The organism is Streptomyces sp. H27-H5, assembly GCF_026627505.1.
GTDB lineage: Bacteria > Actinomycetota > Actinomycetes > Streptomycetales > Streptomycetaceae > Streptomyces.
Genome location: NZ_JAPNLK010000045.1, coordinates 30,721 through 46,576 on the forward strand (window position 1 = coordinate 30,721; position 15,856 = coordinate 46,576).

14 protein-coding genes are annotated in these 15,856 nt (G+C 71.0%); 4 read left to right on the forward strand and 10 right to left on the reverse strand.

The annotated features are described in order from the left end of the window. The first annotated feature begins 128 nt into the window (after nt 1–128). Nucleotides 129–797: a bifunctional DNA primase/polymerase gene (locus tag OTB19_RS22525; RefSeq protein WP_267800170.1), complete on the forward strand. Its 669-nt coding sequence runs from the start codon at nt 129–131 to the stop codon at nt 795–797. A gap of 87 nt (nt 798–884) precedes the next feature. Here OTB19_RS22525 and ftsY read toward each other — a convergent pair whose 3' ends face one another. Continuing rightward, the gene (gene ftsY, locus OTB19_RS22530) at nt 885–2,099 is read right to left on the reverse strand and encodes a signal recognition particle-docking protein FtsY (protein ID WP_267800171.1); all 1,215 of its coding nucleotides are present in this window, start codon (nt 2,097–2,099) and stop codon (nt 885–887) included. 197 nt (nt 2,100–2,296) lie between these two features. Between ftsY and OTB19_RS22535 the strand changes: the two genes are divergently transcribed. Together OTB19_RS22535 and OTB19_RS22540 are read left to right on the forward strand one after the other, a co-directional pair. After that, nucleotides 2,297–3,769: a cytosine permease gene (locus OTB19_RS22535; RefSeq protein WP_267800172.1), complete on the forward strand. Its 1,473-nt coding sequence runs from the start codon at nt 2,297–2,299 to the stop codon at nt 3,767–3,769. Between the two features lie 62 nt (nt 3,770–3,831). Beyond that, nucleotides 3,832–4,818 (forward strand): LLM class flavin-dependent oxidoreductase, encoded by a 987-nt coding sequence (locus OTB19_RS22540; protein WP_267800173.1) that lies wholly within the window; start codon nt 3,832–3,834, stop codon nt 4,816–4,818. Between the two features lie 49 nt (nt 4,819–4,867). Here OTB19_RS22540 and OTB19_RS22545 read toward each other — a convergent pair whose 3' ends face one another. The 5 genes from OTB19_RS22545 to OTB19_RS22565 all read right to left on the reverse strand — a co-directional run bounded on the left by OTB19_RS22545 (nt 4,868) and on the right by OTB19_RS22565 (nt 12,566). Continuing rightward, nucleotides 4,868–6,298 carry a sugar porter family MFS transporter gene (locus OTB19_RS22545; protein ID WP_267800174.1) on the reverse strand — a complete coding sequence of 477 codons (1,431 nt, stop codon included), beginning with the start codon at nt 6,296–6,298 and terminating at the stop codon, nt 4,868–4,870. A gap of 255 nt (nt 6,299–6,553) precedes the next feature. Next, on the reverse strand, nt 6,554–10,306 hold the full coding sequence (locus OTB19_RS22550) for an AAA family ATPase (RefSeq protein ID WP_267800175.1): 3,753 nt from the start codon (nt 10,304–10,306) through the stop codon (nt 6,554–6,556). A gap of 231 nt (nt 10,307–10,537) precedes the next feature. Then, nucleotides 10,538–10,753, reverse strand: a complete 216-nt coding sequence (locus OTB19_RS22555) for a hypothetical protein (protein ID WP_030227372.1) — start codon at nt 10,751–10,753, stop codon at nt 10,538–10,540. A gap of 350 nt (nt 10,754–11,103) precedes the next feature. Continuing rightward, nucleotides 11,104–11,385 (reverse strand): acylphosphatase, encoded by a 282-nt coding sequence (locus OTB19_RS22560; RefSeq protein ID WP_267800176.1) that lies wholly within the window; start codon nt 11,383–11,385, stop codon nt 11,104–11,106. A gap of 572 nt (nt 11,386–11,957) precedes the next feature. Next, nucleotides 11,958–12,566 carry a flavodoxin family protein gene (locus tag OTB19_RS22565; protein WP_267800177.1) on the reverse strand — a complete coding sequence of 203 codons (609 nt, stop codon included), beginning with the start codon at nt 12,564–12,566 and terminating at the stop codon, nt 11,958–11,960. A 129-nt stretch (nt 12,567–12,695) separates the two neighbouring features. Here OTB19_RS22565 and OTB19_RS22570 point away from each other — a divergent pair, with 129 nt between their 5' ends. Beyond that, nucleotides 12,696–13,100, forward strand: a complete 405-nt coding sequence (locus OTB19_RS22570) for a winged helix-turn-helix transcriptional regulator (protein WP_267800178.1) — start codon at nt 12,696–12,698, stop codon at nt 13,098–13,100. Here OTB19_RS22570 and mutM read toward each other — a convergent pair. The 4 genes from mutM to OTB19_RS22590 all read right to left on the reverse strand — a co-directional run bounded on the left by mutM (nt 13,073) and on the right by OTB19_RS22590 (nt 15,817). After that, the gene (gene mutM, locus OTB19_RS22575) at nt 13,073–13,933 is read right to left on the reverse strand and encodes a bifunctional DNA-formamidopyrimidine glycosylase/DNA-(apurinic or apyrimidinic site) lyase (protein ID WP_267800179.1); all 861 of its coding nucleotides are present in this window, start codon (nt 13,931–13,933) and stop codon (nt 13,073–13,075) included. The two genes, OTB19_RS22570 and mutM, sit on opposite strands and share 28 nt — an antisense overlap. Before the next feature lie 132 nt (nt 13,934–14,065). Then, a complete protein-coding gene (gene rnc / locus OTB19_RS22580; RefSeq protein WP_267800180.1) occupies nt 14,066–14,911 on the reverse strand; it encodes a ribonuclease III in 846 nt (281 codons plus the stop codon). A 19-nt stretch (nt 14,912–14,930) separates the two neighbouring features. Beyond that, nucleotides 14,931–15,104 (reverse strand): 50S ribosomal protein L32, encoded by a 174-nt coding sequence (gene rpmF / locus OTB19_RS22585; RefSeq protein WP_053675094.1) that lies wholly within the window; start codon nt 15,102–15,104, stop codon nt 14,931–14,933. Between the two features lie 2 nt (nt 15,105–15,106). Further along, on the reverse strand, nt 15,107–15,817 hold the full coding sequence (locus OTB19_RS22590) for a YceD family protein (RefSeq protein ID WP_267800181.1): 711 nt from the start codon (nt 15,815–15,817) through the stop codon (nt 15,107–15,109). Nucleotides 15,818–15,856 lie beyond the last annotated feature (39 nt).

Consider the following 15,856-nt stretch of genomic DNA (forward strand, 5'->3'; position numbering starts at 1 on the left):
TGGGGGCGCGCGCGGCGAGGAGTGCGCCGGGCGACCCCCTCCCGGAGCGGCTCCCGGGGCCGGCCGACAGGAGGTCTCGCCGACGTCGTAACCACCGACGCGTTCGACCCGTTGGAGGGGGCATGGGCATGGGCTTCACGATCGGCGGCAGCCGCGGCACCAAGGAGTTCCGTTCCGGCGCTCGGCGCCGCGGCAGGACCTCGGAGTGCACGACGGTGGCGGAGTACACCGGCCTGTGGGGCTGGGAGACGGTCCCCGGCGCCCGGGCGGCGGCTCCCGCCGCCGAGTGTTCCTGCGGTCATACGAATTGCGGTGCGCCCGGGGCGCATCCGCTGGACTTCGCACCCACCGTCCCGGCGGGCGCCACCCTCGGCGAGGTCACCGAGATCTGGGGCGAGTACCCCGGCGCCGCGATCATGCTCCCCGTCGGTCGGTTCTTCGACGTCATCGAGGTCTCCGCGGAGGCCGGGCGGCGCGCGCTGGTCCGACTGGAGCGGATGGGGCTCCCGCTGGGCCCGGTCACCGTCACCCCGGACGACCGGGCCCAGTTCTTCGTCGCCCCCGGGGCCGCGGCCGAGCTGCCGCAGTTGCTGTACCGGATGGGCTGGGACGACGCCGATCTCGACCTGCGGGCCCTGGGCCACGGCGCCTTCCTCACCGCCCCGCCCTCCGACCGCGCGGGGCTCGGCCCGACCGGCTGGCTTCGGCCGCCCGCGCTCGACTGCGTGGGCGGGCCGCCGCAGGCCCGGCTGCTGCTGGGGACGCTCGCGTACATCTGCCACCGCCTGCGGCGCTGAAGGCCGTACGCGTGCCAGTGCCCCCGCATCCGGTCGGATGCGGGGGCACTGGCACGCGTAGGGCGGCGGGGCCGCGGAGCGGGTCGCTCAGTCGCCGATCAGGGCGTCCACGAACGCCTCCGGCTCGAAGGGGGCCAGGTCGTCCGGTCCCTCGCCGAGACCGATGAGCTTGACCGGGACGCCCAGCTCGCGCTGGACGGCGACGACGATGCCGCCCTTGGCGGTGCCGTCGAGCTTGGTCAGCACGATGCCGGTGATGTCCACCACCTCGGCGAAGACGCGCGCCTGGGTCAGGCCGTTCTGGCCGGTGGTGGCGTCCAGCACGAGCAGGACCTCGTCCAGCGGGCCGTGCTTCTCCACGACGCGCTTGACCTTGCCGAGCTCGTCCATGAGCCCGGTCTTGGTGTGCAGCCGGCCGGCGGTGTCGATCAGCACGACGTCCGCGCCCTCGGCGATGCCCTCCTTGACCGCGTCGTAGGCGATCGACGCCGGGTCGCCGCCCTCGGGGCCGCGCACGGTGCGGGCGCCGACCCGGTCCCCCCAGGTCTGGAGCTGGTCGGCGGCGGCGGCACGGAAGGTGTCCGCCGCGCCGAGCACGACGCTGCGGCCGTCGGCGACGAGGACGCGGGCCAGCTTGCCGGTGGTGGTGGTCTTGCCGGTGCCGTTGACGCCGACGACCATCACGACGGCCGGGGTGTCGACGCCGCTCTCGGTCTTGACGGCGCGGTCGAAGTCGGTGCCGACCAGGGTCAGCAGCTCCTCCTTCAGGAGGGTGCGCAGGTCGGCGGGGGTGCGGGTGCCGAGCACCTTGACCCGCTCGCGGAGCCGGTCCACCAGTTCCTGGGTCGGCACGACGCCGACGTCGGCGATCAGGAGGGTCTCTTCGATCTCCTCCCAGGTGTCCTCGTCGAGGTGCTCGCGGGAGAGCAGCGTGAGCAGTCCCTTGCCGAGCGAGTTCTGCGAACGGGAGAGCCGTGCGCGCAGCCGGACCAGGCGGCCGGCGGTGGGCTCGGGCACCTCGATCTCGGGTGCCGCGACCACGGGGTCCTCGACGGCGACCGGGGAATCGGTGGCCGCCTCCGCCTCGGGAAGGGTCACCTCCTCGATCGTGCGACGCGGCTCTTCCGCCGTGGGGGCGGCGTCCTCCCCCACCTGCGGTTCGGCGGGCGGGGCAGTGATGGTCGGCGGGCCGGGCGGTGCCGTGGGGGGCAGCTGCTTCTTCTTGCGGCTGCCGACCACGAGCCCGCCGACCAAGCCGACCGCGACCAGGGCGATGACTACAGCGAGAATGAGGATGTCCATAACCCCACCAGTATCGGCCACGGCGCGCGGCGCGGGCGGACCCGCGCGGGCGGCGCCGCGGAGCGTGGCCGGATGCGGTGCGGCCCTCGCCGACGAGCCCTTCGGCGCTCCCCGCCGGGCATTACTCCTTTATTTGTGATTTTCGCGGCGAAACTACGATGATGTACCACTCCCCCCACATCCCCACGGAGTAGTGCATGCCTGCCAAGCCCACTGCCGGTGCGACGGAGACCGCCCAGGAGACGGCGGTCGAGACCCGCGGACTGGAACCCGTACCGGACCACGAGCGAGGCGGCCGGGTGCGCGAACTCGTCCCGACCTGGGTCGCCGCCAACATCAGCGTGCTGCTGTTGACCATGGGCGCGGGGCTCGTGATCTTCAACAAGCTCAACATCTGGCAGGTGCTCGTCGTCGCGATCGCCGCGCCCGTCCTCTCGTACGGGATCGTCGGCCTGATATCCATCGCCGGCAAGCGCGGCGGGGCGCCGGGCATGGCGCTGTCGCGGGCCGTCTTCGGGCAGCGCGGCAACCTCTTCCCCGGCGCGCTGATCTGGGTGGCCCGCTGGGGCTGGGAGACCATCAACGCGGTCAGCGGCGCCTACGCCGTGCTGACCGTCCTCGACCTGGTCTTCGGGATCAAGAGCAACACCGCGCTGATCGTCGTCACCCTGCTCTTCTTCGTGGGCTGCACCTTCGTGGTCTCCGGGCTCGGCATCAACGCGCTGCGCGTGTGCTCGAAGTGGTCGACGTACCTGTTCGGCGCTTTCAGCGTGCTCGTCCTCGGCTACCTGGTGTTCGACACCGACTGGGCGGCGGTCCTCGACAAGCCCGCCGGATCCACCGCGATGATGATCGCGGGCATCGGCACGATCGCCGCCGGCGGCATCAGCTGGGTCCCGTCGGGCCCGGACTTCACGCGCTACCTGCCGCGGACCGCGTCCTCGAAGGCCATGGTCGGCGCGACGATCGGCGGCGCGGGGATCGTGGTCCTGCCCATGGTGCTGATGGGCGCGGTGATGGCCGTCGGCACCCCCGACCTGGCTTCCGCCCAGGACCCGGTCTCCTTCATCGGCGAGTTGCTGCCGATCTGGATCGCGGTCCCGTACCTGCTCATCGCGGTGGTCGGCATGCTGCTGATCAACTCGATGTCGATGTACTCGGCGGGCTTCACGGCGCAGACCCTCGGCATCAAGGTCCCGCGCGCCTGGGCCGTCAGCGTCAACGCGGTCATCAGCCTGGTCTTCGGGTTCCTGCTGATGGTCGTCGCGACCAGCTTCTTCGGCTCCTTCATCTCCTTCCTGACGCTGCTGGCCGTGGCCTTCTCCGCGTGGATCGGCGTCTTCGGCGTGGACATGCTGCGCCGCACGTCCTACGACGGGCGCGCGCTGCTGGACACCACGGCCGGCAGCGCCTACTGGTACAAGGGCGGTTACGCCTGGCAGGCGATGACGGCCTGGGGCGTGGCCCTGGTGGTGGGGCTGCTGTTCACCAAGGTGGACTGGTTCAGCGGCCCGCTCGCCTCGACCTGGATCGGGCAGAACGGTCTGGGCTGGGTGGCGGGCATCCTCACGTCGGGCGTGCTGTACGCCGTCCTGCCCCGCACCGCGGTCGTGGAGAGCGCCCCGGTCGAGAGCGGGGAGCCGGTGCCCGCCGGAACCCTGGGCAACTGACGCCACGTCAGCTAACGTCCCCCTTCGCCCGCCCACCACATCCGGCGTAGGGGGACTTCTCCATGCCCATCACCGTGGCCCGCTTCAACCTCGTCGACCCGAACGGCACCCCGGAAACCCTCTCCGCCCGGTACAAGGCCGCGCTGGAGATGGCGAAGTACGCGGACGACCGCGGGATCGACACCGTCCAGACCGAGGAGCACCACGGCACCGGGAACAACTGGATGCCCTCGCCCTTCCTCTTCGCGGCCGCGGTCTTCGGCGCCACCCGCCGCGTCGCGGTCACCGTCTCCGCGATCATCGGCCCGCTCCACGACCCCTTGAAGGTGGCCGAGGACATCGCCGTGCTCGACCTGCTGAGCGGCGGCCGCCTCGTCACCGTCGCCGGCATCGGGTACCGGCCCGAGGAGTACGAGCAGCACGGCGTGGAGTGGGGCCGGCGCGGCAGGCTCCAGGACGAGCTGCTGGAGACCCTGTTGAAGGCGTGGACCGGCGAGCCGTTCTCCTTCCGCGGCCGGACCGTACGGGTCACCCCGCGACCGTTCACCCGGCCGCACCCGCTGCTGCTGGTCGGCGGCAGTTCACGGGCGGCGGCGCGGCGCGCGGCCCGGCTGGGGCTGCCCTTCCTCCCGAGCGCCCACCTGCCGGAGTTGGAGGCGTACTACCGGGAGCAGCTCGCGGAGCACGGCACGGAGGGCTTCTGCATGATGCCCGCCGCGCAGACGCCGTTGCTGCACATCGCGGAGGACCCCGACCGGGCCTGGGCCGAGTACGGCGAGCACTTCCTGCACGAGGCCGGGATGTACGCGTCCTGGCAGTCCAAGGACATCGTCAGCGCCGTGCGGTCGGGCGCGCATTCGGTGTCCGAGCTGCGCGCGGAGGGCGTGTACCGGATCCTCACCCCGGACGAGGCGGTCGCCCACGCCCGCGCCGCCGGCGAGGCGGGCAACCTGGTGCTGCATCCGCTGTGCGGCGGGATGCCCGTCGACGAGGGGTGGCGCAGCCTGCAGTTGCTGTGCGAACAGGTACTGCCCCGGCTCAAGAGCTGAGCGGGGGCAGTACCTGTCGGAAAAGGAGAGGGGGTGTTGGCGGGGGTGGTTACCCCATCTCCTCCAACGCCTTGCCCTTGGTCTCCGGCACCCACTTGAGGATGAACGGGATCGAGAGCAGGGCGAAGCACGCGTAGATGACGTAGGCGCCGGACAGGTTCCAGTCCGACAGCGACGGGAACGAGACCGTGATGACCCAGTTGGCGATCCACTGGGCGGCGGCCGCCACACCGAGGGCGGCGGCGCGGATGCGGCCCGGGAACATCTCGCCGAGCAGCACCCAGACCACCACGCCCCAGGACAGGGCGAAGAAGAGCACGAAGAAGTTGGCGGCGAAGAGGGCCACCAAGCCCTGGGTGTGCGGCAGGGTGATGTCGTCCCCGCTGCCGGAGCGGAAGGAGAACGCCCAGGCGGCGAGCGAGAGGGAGAGCGTCATGCCCACGGAGCCGATGAGGGCGAGCGGCTTGCGGCCGATCCGGTCGACCAGCAGCATCGCGATCACCGTACCGATGATGTTCACGACGGACGTCTCGAAGGAGTACAGGAACGAGGAGCTCGCGTCGATGCCGACCGACTGCCACAGCGAGGAGCTGTAGTAGAAGATCACGTTGATGCCGACGAGCTGCTGGAAGACGGAGAGGCCGATACCGATCCAGACGATCGGCAGGAAGCCGAAGCGGCCGCCGAGCAGGTCCTTGAAGGTCGACTTGTGCTCCGAGTGGATGGCGTTGTCGATCTCGCGGACGCGGGCGTCGGCGTCGATGCGGTCGCCCTCGACCTCGCGCAGGACGACCTTGGCCTTCTCCATGCGGCCGACCGAGACCAGGAAGCGCGGGGACTCGGGGATGACGAAGGACAGCAGGCCGTAGAGCACGGCCGGGATGGCCATGACGCCCAGCATCCACTGCCAGGCTTCCAGGCCGCCGATCTCTCCGCGCTGGTCGCCGTCGGCGAGGTTGAGGATGCCCCAGTTGACCAGCTGTGAGACGGCGATGCCGATGACGATCGCGGCCTGCTGGAACGAGGCGAGCCGGCCGCGGTACGCGGGCGGGGAGACCTCGGCGATGTAGGCGGGGCCGATCACGGAGGCCATGCCGATGCCGAAGCCTCCGATGACGCGCCAGGTGGCGAGGTCCCAGAGGGCGAAGGGCAGGGCCGAACCGAGGGCGCTCGCGGTGAAGAGGACGGCCGCGATCTGCATGCAGCGGATGCGGCCGATCCGGTCGGCGATGCGGCCGGCGGTGGCGGCGCCGAAGGCGCAGCCGATCAGGGCGGCGGCGATCACCTGGGCGAGCGCCGCGGAGCCGACGTCGAAGCGGTCCCGAATGGCCTCGACGGCGCCGTTGATGACGGAACTGTCGTAGCCGAAGAGGAAGCCACCCATGGCGGCGGCCGCGGTGATGAAGATGACGTGCCCGAGGTGGTCGGGGTGGTCCGCACTTCCCCCGCCTGCCGCGGGTGCGTTCGCTGTGCTGGTCAAGGTGCGCTCCTGGGCCCGGCGCCGACGGCGGGCAGCGTGGGGGGTGTTGGTACTCGTGTCGTCGCCTGATCGTGTTCCTCCAGTGGCGCACATCAAACAGTGCACCACCACCTGAACATCATGGCGACAGAGGAGAGCTTATGAGTTCACTTCCTGAAGTCAATAGAAGATGAAGAACTCGTTTCTTGCCTGTGAATGCCAGCGAACGAGTGAACCAGGAAGGCTTTGAGTTCATCTATTGAACGATGAAGGTCTCTAGCGGAGCTTCTGACTGATCACTTTGGAGACTCCATCTCCCTGCATGGAGACGCCGTACAGGGCATCGGCGACCTCCATCGTGCGTTTCTGATGCGTGATCACGATCAGCTGCGAGCTCTCCTGGAGCTCCTCCATGATCCGGATCAGCCGCTGCAGGTTGGTGTCGTCCAGGGCCGCCTCGACCTCGTCCATGACGTAGAACGGACTGGGTCGGGCCTTGAAGATGGACACCAGCAACGCGACCGCGGTCAGCGAACGCTCGCCGCCGGACAGCAGCGACAGCCGCTTGACCTTCTTGCCCGGGGGGCGCGCCTCGACGTCCACACCGGTGGTCAGCATGTTGTCGGGGTCCGTGAGGATCAACCGACCCTCGCCGCCGGGGAACAGCCGCGAGAACACCCCCTCGAACTGACGCGCCGTGTCCCGGTAGGCCTCGGTGAACACCTCCTCGACCCGCTGGTCGACCTCCTTCACGACCTGGAGCAGATCGGCCCTGGTCTTGCGCAGGTCCTCCAGTTGCTCGCTGAGGAACTTGTGCCGCTCCTCCAGCGCCGCGAACTCCTCCAACGCCAGCGGATTGACCTTCCCCAACTGCTGGTAGGCGCGTTCGGCCGCCTTGAGCCGCTTCTCCTGCTGCGCCCGGACGTACGGTCCCGGCCGGTTCCGCGGGTGCTCCGGGTCCTCCGGCAGCTCCTCGCCCTCGGCGGCCGGCGACGGCGGCACCGGCTGGTCGGGGCCGTACTCGGCCACCAGCCCGGCGGCCTCCACCCCGAACTCCTCCAAGGCGCGGCCCTCGACCTGCTCGATCCGCAACCGCTTCTCGGCTCCGAGGACCTCTCCCCGGTGCACGGAGTCGGTCAGCTTGTCGAGCTCCCCCTTGATGTCGCGACCCCGGCCGCGGGCCTCGGCGAGCTCCCGTTCGCGCACCCCCTTGGCCTGCTCGGCGCCGGCGCGCTCCGCCTCGGCCCGACCGATCGACACCTCCAGATGGGCCAGGAGCTGTCGCGCTCCGTCGGCCACCGCCCGACCCACCTCGGCCTCGTGGGCCAGCCGCTGCCGGCGCCGTTCGGCACGGGTCCTGGCCTCGCGCTCGGCCCTGGCGCCGCGGTCGAGTCCGTCCGCGCGCCCGGCCAGCCCCTTGACCCGCTCCTCGTGGGTCCTGAGCTGGAGCCGCGCCTCCATCTCGGTCTGTCGCGCGTTGGCCCCGTCGGCGGCGAGCCGGTCCCTGGCCGAGGTGTCCGGCTCCTCGTCCACCGGCATCTCCTCGGCGACGGCCAGCCGTTCCGCGCACTCCTCCACCTCACTGCGCGCCTGCTCCAGCGCGCCCTGCGCCGCGGTCGCGGCGGCGACGCCCCGTTCGGCCTCGCCCGCCGCGCCCTTCGCCTGTCCGGCGAGCCGGCCCAGCTGCTGCGCGACCCCGGCCCGGGCCCGCTCGCCTTCCCGGCGCCGCTCGGCCAGCTCCTCGACGAGCCGGGCCGCCTCCTGCCGGTCGGTGTGGGCGCCCTCCTTGGCGCCGGCCAGCTCGGCGCACTCCTCCTCCAGCCGTGCCAGCTCGGCCGCGGCGTCGTCCACGGCGGCCCGTACCTCGATGAGGCTCGGCGCCCCGGCGGAACCGCCGTGCGCGAGATGGGCCCCCAGGACGTCCCCGTCGGCGGTCACCGCCACCAGGTCCGCCCGCTCGGCCACCAGCGCCTCGGCCTCGTCCAGGGTCGCGACGACGACGTACTCCCGCAGGGCCCAGGCCACGGCCCGCACCACGCCCGGATCCCCCGTCACCAGGCTCCCGGCGGGCACCCCGGGCGTGCGCGCCCCGACCGCGATCGGGGCCGGCGGGCCGGCCGGAGCGGGCACGTGGGCGGCGGCCGGGACCAGGCCATCCGACACCGGAGTGGATACCGGGGCCGGGGCCGGGGCGGAAGCGGGCGCCGACGCCTGGGCGGCGTGCGCATCCGGGCCGGCGCTCTGGCCCGGCAGGCTCCCCTCGCCCGACGGTCGGCCTCCGGGATCCACGGCCTGACCGGGCACGACGGTCGCGGACTCCGGGGCGATCAGGAAGGTGACCCGCCCCGCGTCCGTGTCCCGCAGGTACCGGATGGCCTCCGCCGCCGCCCCCGCCGAGGACACGGCGAGCGCGTCGGCGGCCGCTCCCAACGCCGCGGCGACCGCCACCTCGTGCCCCGGTGCCACCGTCACCCGTTCGGCCGCCGGGCCGAGCAGCCCGTCGAGCCGTTCGCGGGCCCCGAGCAGGGTTCCCGTGCCGTCCTTGCGCCGCAGCGCCGGCGCCAACGCGTCCCGTCGGGCCGCCACGGCCGCCCGGGAGCGCTCGGCCGAGGTCAGCGCCTCGCGGGCCGCCGACAGGGCCGCCTCGGATCGCGCCAGCCGGGCCCGCGCCGCCTCGTACTCCCCCTCGACCGCCGGGTCGTCGAGGACCCCGACCTCCTCGGCCAACGCCTCGTACTCCGCCTGTGCCCGTGCCGCACGGGTTTCGGCGTCGTCGCGCGCCGCCTCCAGCCGTTCGATCTCCGCCTGCGCCGCGCCCGCCCTCGACCGGGCCGCGCCGAGCCGGCCGGTCAGTCGGGCCAGCCCCTCGCGCCGGTCGGCGATGGCCCGCGCCGCGTCCCGCAGCCGCCGTTCCTCGTCGGCCAGGGAACGCTCCAGCTCCGCCCGGTGCTCGACGGTGTCCTCCAGCGCCCGCGAGGCCGCCTCCAGAGCGGCCGTCAGCTCGGCCTCCCGCTCACGGATCCGCGCCGCCTCGCGCTCCATCTCCTCGGGATCGCGGCCGCGCCGCTCGTCCTCCGGCGGCGCCGACGCGCTCTTGACCCGCGCCTGCGCCAGGGAAACGGTTCCGCGCACCCGTTCGGCCGACTGGGCGAGTTCGTGCCAGGTCTGCCCCGCCCGTTGCAGCCGGGGGGCGAGTTCCCGTACCGCTTCCTCCAGTTCGGCCTCGCGTCGCAGCGCGCCCGCCAGCTCCCGCTCGGCCGCCTCCTTGCGTTCCTTCAGCGCCGCCTCGTCCGCGATCTCCGCGTCCAGCGCGCCGGTCAGGGTGACCAGGTCGTCGGCGAGCAGCCGCAGTCGCGCGTCCCGCAGGTCCGCCTGGATCACGGCGGCCCGCCGGGCCACCGCCGCCTGGCGCCCGAGCGGCTTGAGCTGTCGCCGCAGTTCGTCGTTGAGGTCCTGTACGCGCGCGAGGTTGGCCTGCATCGCGTCGAGCTTCCGCAGCGCCTTCTCCTTGCGCTTGCGGTGCTTCAGTACGCCGGCCGCCTCCTCGATGAAGGCGCGGCGGCCCATCGGATCGGCGTGCAGTACGGAGTCCAGTTGACCCTGTCCGACGATGACGTGCATCTCGCGGCCGATGCCGGAGTCGGAGAGCAGCTCCTGGATGTCGAGCAACCGGCAGGTGTCGCCGTTGATCTGGTACTCGCTGCTCCCGCCGCGGAACATGATCCGCGTGATGGTGACCTCGGCGTACTCGATCGGCAGCGCGCCGTCGGAGTTGTCGATGGTCAGCGAGACCTCGGCGCGCCCCAGCGGCGGGCGGCCCGTGGTGCCGGCGAAGATGACGTCCTCCATCTTGCCGCCGCGCAGGGACTTGGCCCCTTGTTCGCCCATGACCCAGGACAGCGCGTCCACCACGTTGGACTTGCCCGATCCGTTCGGGCCGACGACACAGGTGATCCCCGGCTCGAAGCGCAAGGTGGTCGCGGAAGCAAATGACTTGAAGCCACGCAGGGTCAGGGACTTGAGGTGCACGCCGCCGGACTCTACCTTTCACGTTCGGTTTCACCCATGAAGGTGCAGGGCAGATCAGACGGCAACGGAATCAACCCCCCACCTGGCCCAAGGGTGCGGCCCGGGCGGGGACGGCCGGCGGGTGAAGGGCCGGCGGTGCGAAGAGGGGCCGGCCGTGCAAGAAAGAAGGGACGCCGGAGCGTCCCTTGCAGATCAAACGGTGCTGGAATCGAGCGACGAGTGAAGCGCGGATCAGGTGAGCGCAGGCTCCGCCTGGGGTACGTCGAGGTCGATGCTGTCGAGCAGCGAGTCTCCGTGCTGAGCGGCGGCCGCGTTCAGTGCGTCGTTCTCGGACTGGATTCGTCCGAGCTCGGACTCGAGGTCCTGGACGCGCTGCTGAAGCCGTCGCATCTCGGCGAGGAGTCGCGGGTCGGAACCGCCGACGTAACCGAGAAGCGCCTTTGCCATGATGGATGGTCCTCCACACTGAGTGACCGACCGAGAGCGGTGTGGGTCGTGAGGGAATCGCACCCGCGGATGTCCGGCAGCAACTGACAGTCACTGCGCTTACTACTGCCAACACTGCCAAACAGCTCAGGTGCGCGGGGCTTCCAGCGTCTCACCAAAAAGTTTGACGGTCAACACGATCACGCCCCGTATCGGCGGGCGGCCCGGCGCTCGCCTGCGGCGCGGAGATCATCCTCGTCTCCGAGCCTTCCACGGATCGCGACCGACGGCAACGGCTCCGCGACGAATGCGCAGTTCCGACCGTGTGTCGACCATCCAGAGATCTGATCAGTGCATGATCAGTCGATCCGTCATCGGATCGCGAATCCCTCGTAGCCACCGCGCGGTGTGCCCCAGATCTCTGTCACCCCGTCCACCCGGCCGGGCGTGTCGGCCGAGCGCAGCCAGTCCAGCAGCCGGTGGCAATTCTCACGTTGACCTTCGGCCACCACCTGTACTCGACCGTCGTCCAGGTTGAGCGCGAAGCCGACCACCTCGCCGATCTCCAGAGCATTGGCCCTGGTGAACCAGCGGAAGCCCACTCCCTGCACACGGCCGCGCACCCATGCGGTCAGCCGGACTTCTTCATCCATGCCCGAACGCTAACCGGGGCGTCCGATTCGCGGCACATCGCCCCCCGGGTCCCATGGCGTACAGTCCCGCTCCAATGAGCTCATCCGTTTGGGCGAGCAAAGATTGATCGTTGAAGGATCGCTGAAGGAAGGCACGACGCCGATGGGACGCCACAAACTCCCCGCTCCGCCGCGCCGCGGCGGCGGCAAGCGCGGCACCGCCGTCCGCATCGGCATCGTGGGTGTCCCGGTGGCCCTGGTCCTCGGCACGACGGCGGTCGTGACGACCGGCATCGTCCCGGTCGGCGGCTCCTTCCCGTACGTCGGGACGGACACCGGCGCGAAGACGGAGGCCAAGGCATCGCCGTCCGCCCGTGACGAGAACGCGGTACAGGGGCAGGGCGGCCTGGCCGGTCTGCGGGGCCGCGCCTCCACGCCCGCCGCCCCGGGCAGCGCCACGCCGACCCGGCCGTCGTCGCCGTCCCCCTCGGCATCGACCTCTCCCACGCCGACGCCGACGCCGCAGTCCCCGACGCGGCTTCTAGAGGCCCCGCTCCCCAAAGACCGTCACCCCGGCGACCACCGGGCGGCGGCTACCGCGCGACGGCGAGGGCGGCGCGACCCGCCAGGACCACGCGGGTGTGGTCGGCGACGCGCCGGCCGAGGTGCTCGGCGGTGGCGATGTCCGCCTTGTGGACCGCCTCGGGGCCCTGGTCGGAGTTGGTCTGGGCGGCCGCGCCGGAGAAGAAGCCGAGGCGGTTCAGGTCGTACTCGGAGCCGGTGGTGGAGTTCCAGCCCGGCTTGAGGCCCAGGTTGACCCAGCTCATCGCGTGCTGCGCGGCCAGCGTCTGGAAGAACTGCAGCGTGTGCATCTTGTCGCCGCTCTTCGAGCCGGAGTTGGTGAAGCCCGCGGCGATCTTGTCCTGCCAGACGTCCCCGAACCAGCGCTTCGAGGTGGCCTCGGCGAAGACGTGGAAGGCGCCCGAGGCAGTGCCCATGTACGTCGGGGAGCCGAAGATGATCGCGTCCGACGCGTCCAGCAGCGCCCACTGCGCGTCGTCGATCTCGTCGACCTTGACGAGGTGGACGGTCGCGCCGGCGTCGGCGGCTCCCGCCCGGACGGCCTCGGCGACGACCGCGGTGTGGCCGTATCCCGAGTGATAGGCGACCGAGACGACGGGGGCGGGCGTGATGTCGGACATGGCGGTTCTCCCTCAAGGATGTGCTCGATGCGTCGCGTCGTGGCACGACGGCGACGAGAGAAAGAGAACCACTAACTTTTCGAAAGCGCAAGCAGACAGTTAACGCTACCCGAGGGTACGCTTGCGCTTATGGAGACCCCTGTTCGCACGGACGCGCCCGCATCGGAACTTCCTTTCGATGTCTTCGCCCGCACCTGCCCTTCCCGGGAAACCCTGGAGCACGTCACCGGACGCTGGGGCAGTCTGACCGTGGGCGCCCTGCGCGACGGCGCCTGTCGCTTCAACGAACTGCGTCGCCGCGTGGACGGCGTCAGCGAGAAGATGCTCTCCCAGACCCTGCACGCGCTGGAGCGCGACGGCATAGTCCACCGCGAGGCGCAGCCCACGAACCCGCCCCGCGTCGACTACGAACTCACTCCTCTGGGCCACGAGGTCGCCGATCGGCTGCTCGCCCTGATCCACTCCGTGGAGGACAACATGCGGCAGGTGCTCGCCGCCCGGGCTTCCTACGACGAGGCGCGCGGCGGCCTCTGACAGCGCGGGCAGAAGTAGCTCGACCGGTTCATCCACGGCCGGCGGCGCATCGGGGTCCCGCAGCGCCGGCAGGGCTCGTCCTCCCGGCCGTACGCGTCGAGCGAGCGGTCGAAGTATCCGGACTCGCCGTTCACGTTCACGTACAGGCTGTCGAAGCTGGTCCCGCCGACGGAGAGCGCGGCGTTCATGACGTCACGGACGTGGGAGAGGAGTTCCGCGCTCCGGGGGCGCGTGAGCGTGGCCGTCGGGCGCTCGTAGTGCAGCCGGGCGCGCCACAGGGCCTCGTCGGCGTAGATGTTGCCGACCCCGCTGATGAGCGACTGGTCCAGCAGGGCCCGCTTGACGGTGGTCCGCTTGGCGCGCAGCGCGAGGTGGTAGGCGGCTTCGGGGAAGAGCGGGTCCAGCGGGTCACGGGCGATGTGCGCGATGACGTCGGGGAGCCCGTCGGGGGTGTTCTCGTGCAGGGACAGCCCGCCAAAGGTGCGCTGGTCCACGAAGCGCAGCTCGGTGCCGGTCGCGTCGTCGAAGCGCACGCGGATCCGCAGGTGCTTCTCGTCGGGAGCGCCGACCGGCTGCACCAGCAGCTGTCCGCTCATGCCGAGGTGGCCCAGCACCGACAGGTCGCGTTCCACGAGCGGCAGCCACAGGTACTTCCCGCGCCGCTGCGGCACCCCGACGGTCTCCCCGGTGAGCCGGGCCGCGAAATCGGCGCCGCCGCCCGGGTGCCGCCGCACGGCACGGGGGTGCAGGACCTCGACGGACTCGATGGTCCGCCCGGCCACCCAACGCTCCAAACCGCGCCGCACCACTTCGACTTCGGGCAGCTCGGGCACGGTGTTCCTCCGGGAGGGCGACGGGTCTGGACGCTTCGCCGAGCCTACCGGCCGCCCTCGGGGCGCCCGGGAACGGGACCGCCCCCGCCCCTCCGGAGAGGGGCGGGGGCGGGGAACATCCCGAAGGAAGGGTCAGGCGCCCGGCGACGGTTCGACGGGCGTCGGCGCCCCGCCGTCCTCGGCCGCGGCCGGAGCCGCGACCTCTGCCGGAGCGGCTGCGGCAGCGGCTGCCGCCGCGATCCGCTCATCCGCCGCGGCGCGGATCCCGCGCCACGCGGACTCGGCCGCCTGCTGTTCCGCTTCCTTCTTGCTGCGGCCGGTGCCGGTGCCGTACGAGACACCACCGACGCGAGCGGCAGCTGTGAAGGTCTTCTCGTGGTCCGGACCGGTCTCGGTGACCAGGTATTCCGGTACACCAAGGCCTTCGGCCGCCGTGAGCTCCTGGAGACTGGTCTTCCAGTCCAGGCCGGCCCCGAGGTTGGAGGACTTCTCGATGAGCGGGTCGAAGAGCCGGTGGACCAGCTCCGAGGCCGCGTCGAGGCCCTGATCGAGGTAGACCGCGCCGATCACCGCTTCAAGGGTGTCGGCGAGGATGGAGGCCTTGTCCCGGCCACCCGTGCCCTCTTCGCCCCGGCCGAGCCGGATGAAGGAGCCGAGTTCGAGGCCACGCCCGACCTCCGCAAGTGCGCGCGAGTTGACCACAGCGGCCCGCAGTTTGGCCAGTTGGCCTTCCGGCAGGTCGGGGTGGGTCGTGTACAGCGTGTCCGTGACCACCAGGCCGAGCACGGAGTCCCCGAGGAACTCCAGGCGCTCGTTGGTGGGCAGACCGCCGTTCTCGTACGCGTACGAGCGGTGGGTCAGTGCACGCACCAGAAGGGCGGTCTCGAGTTGGTACCCGAGCCGCCCTTCCAGAAGCACGTGGGACGAGGCCGCGTTGTTACTGTCTGCCTGCTTCTCAGCGTTGGACAGCTCAGACATTGCGCCTCTCACCAGCCGCTCAGACCTCGAGAACCTGGCGCTTGTTGTAGGTGCCGCAGCTCGGGCACGCAATGTGCTGGAGCTTCGGCTCCTGGCAGCGCTCGCACGAAACCAGGTTGGGGACCGCAGCCTTCCACTGCGACCGGCGGTGGCGCGTGTTGCTGCGCGACATCTTCCGCTTCGGAACAGCCACGGCTACTTCTCCTGCTTCTCGGCGGCGCTCTGAACTCCGTCAGATGCAGTGCCGCTCATGTTGTCCTTCTCGTCGTCCTGATCGGTCACGACGAGTTCCTGCAAGGCCGCCCAACGGATGTCGACGGCCTCATGGTGGTGGTCCGGGTCGTCGTTCAGGCTGAGCCCGCAATCGGGGCACAGTCCGAGACAGTCTTCTCGGCACACCGGCTGCAGCGGCAGTGCGAGCACCACCACGTCCCGCAGCAGGGGTTCGAGGTCGAACAAGCCGTCCTCGAGGAAGAGCGTGTCCTCGTCGTCCTCGGCGTCGTCGGCCGGTTCCGCCTTGGAGCGGCTCCGGTCGTCGGCGTCAGGGTACGAGAACATCTCCTGGAAGTCCGCCTTGAGCTCGCGCCCGACAGACTCCAGACACCTTACGCACTCCCCCACGGCCGATGCACGGGCGGTGCCTGTGACAAGCACCCCTTCCATGACCGACTCCAGGCGGAGGGTGAGCTTCAGCGGGGCGCCTTCCGGTACCCCGATGACGCCGGCGAGACCGAGGTCCGCCGGTGCCGCGATCTCGCGGGACAGCCGCTGCATGGCACCAGGACGCCGACCCAGCTCGTGCGTGTCGAACACGAGGGGGTTGTGGTGGTCGAGGCGGGTATTCAGGGCCGTTCCTGCTTTCACAGATCGCTGAAGATCAAAATTTCTGCCGCTCACGGGCAGCATGGATCGCGGTGCATACGCGCGACCGAAGAGCCAGGATAC

Bases quoted from the DNA above. Each gene is read 5' to 3' on its own strand.
- OTB19_RS22535 (WP_267800172.1), top strand. From the start codon at position 2,297: ATGCCTGCCAAGCCCACTGCCGGTGCGACGGAGACCGCCCAGGAGACG.
- OTB19_RS22590 (WP_267800181.1), bottom strand. From the start codon at position 15,817: ATGCTGCCCGTGAGCGGCAGAAATTTTGATCTTCAGCGATCTGTGAAA.
- OTB19_RS22565 (WP_267800177.1), bottom strand. From the start codon at position 12,566: ATGTCCGACATCACGCCCGCCCCCGTCGTCTCGGTCGCCTATCACTCG.
- ftsY (WP_267800171.1), bottom strand. From the start codon at position 2,099: ATGGACATCCTCATTCTCGCTGTAGTCATCGCCCTGGTCGCGGTCGGC.
- OTB19_RS22525 (WP_267800170.1), top strand. From the start codon at position 129: ATGGGCTTCACGATCGGCGGCAGCCGCGGCACCAAGGAGTTCCGTTCC.
- rnc (WP_267800180.1), bottom strand. From the start codon at position 14,911: ATGTCTGAGCTGTCCAACGCTGAGAAGCAGGCAGACAGTAACAACGCG.
- OTB19_RS22540 (WP_267800173.1), top strand. From the start codon at position 3,832: ATGCCCATCACCGTGGCCCGCTTCAACCTCGTCGACCCGAACGGCACC.
- OTB19_RS22555 (WP_030227372.1), bottom strand. From the start codon at position 10,753: ATGGCAAAGGCGCTTCTCGGTTACGTCGGCGGTTCCGACCCGCGACTC.
- OTB19_RS22570 (WP_267800178.1), top strand. From the start codon at position 12,696: ATGGAGACCCCTGTTCGCACGGACGCGCCCGCATCGGAACTTCCTTTC.
- OTB19_RS22560 (WP_267800176.1), bottom strand. From the start codon at position 11,385: ATGGATGAAGAAGTCCGGCTGACCGCATGGGTGCGCGGCCGTGTGCAG.